Genomic DNA, 1223 nt, shown 5'->3' with positions numbered 1-1223 from the left:
CAGCGTGCGCGCCGACGCCTGCGCCAGCGCCGGCGGCACGGCGAGCGCCGCCGCCACGCCGACCGCCGCGGCCAGGAAGCCGCGTCGCGGCGTCACCTGCTCCGCCCCGCAGCAGGGGCAGAGCGCATCGTGACCGGGGAACGGAGGCATCAGAGTGCGGCGACCTGCGCCCGCGGGGCCGCGTTCAGCGCCCGCGCATAGGCCTCGTCGAGGCCGTAGATATCGGGGCGGATGCGCACGCGCCCGCCCTCGACCACCGCCGTCTGGTAGCGCAGCAGCACCGGCAGGCTGCGGCCGAGCGTCATCGCGCTTGTCACGCGGCTGTCGATGGCGCGCTGGGCGCGCTCCACGTTCCAGCCGGGCGAGCCCTCCAGCAGCATCGCCATGAAATCCATCGGCCGCTCCAGCCGGATGCAGCCGGAGGAGAAGGCGCGGTCGGGCCGGCGGAACAGGTGGCGGTCGGGCGTGTCGTGCATGAAGATGTCGTCGCCATTCGGCATGATGAACTTGATGCGGCCCAGCGCATTCGCGTCCCCCGCATCCTGGCGGATCACGAAGGGGAAGCGCTGGTTCGTATACTGCGACCAATCCACCGTACGCGGGTCCACCTCAACCCGCTCGCCGTTCACGAATTGAAAGATGCGGAAGCCGCGATCCAGCACGGCCTGGGGATCGCGGCGCAGGCGGGGCAGCAGGTCCTCCCGCGCATTGCGCTCCGGCACGCCCCAGGGCGGGTTGAACTGGATCGCCGTCATGCGCACGCGCAGCATCGGCGTCTGCCGGTCGCGGCGGCCGACGATGACGGCCATGGCGAGCACCTCGCGCCCGTCCTCCAGCACGGCCAGGCGGAAGTCGGGGACGTTCACCTCGATGCGGCGGTCGCGGCCTTCCGGCGCGGCGGCGCGGCGCATGTCGAGCGCGACCCGCAGCTGGTCCACCCGCGCCCCGGGCGGCCGGTTCAGCAGGCCGAGCGAGATGCGCCCGACGCGGCCATCCACCTCGAGGCCCATCGCCTGCTGCCAGCGGCGCACCCCCGCCTCCAGCGCCGGGTCGTAGAAGGCGCCGCGATCCGGGGCGGCCGCCAGCACCGGGTCCTCCGCCGCCAGGCGGGCACGCAGCGCGGGCACGCGCACCGGATCGGTGCTGCCGGGCTCGATGGTGGCGTCGCCCGGGATGCTGCCCCAGCCGCGCCGGGCCAGGTCCTTCGCGCGCGCCAGCTCCGC

General features: G+C 74.3%; 1 protein-coding gene. It reads right to left on the bottom strand.

The features are described from left to right. Positions 1 to 149: 149 nt before the first annotated feature. Positions 150 to 1223, bottom strand: a 1074-nt coding sequence (locus OZN99_RS31980; protein WP_270939218.1) for a L,D-transpeptidase family protein, incomplete at its 5' end; no start/stop codon positions are given.

The organism is Falsiroseomonas oryzae (assembly GCF_027856955.1).
Lineage (GTDB): Bacteria > Pseudomonadota > Alphaproteobacteria > Acetobacterales > Acetobacteraceae > Falsiroseomonas > Falsiroseomonas oryzae.
This window is presented reverse-complemented; position numbering and strand designations above follow the sequence as displayed.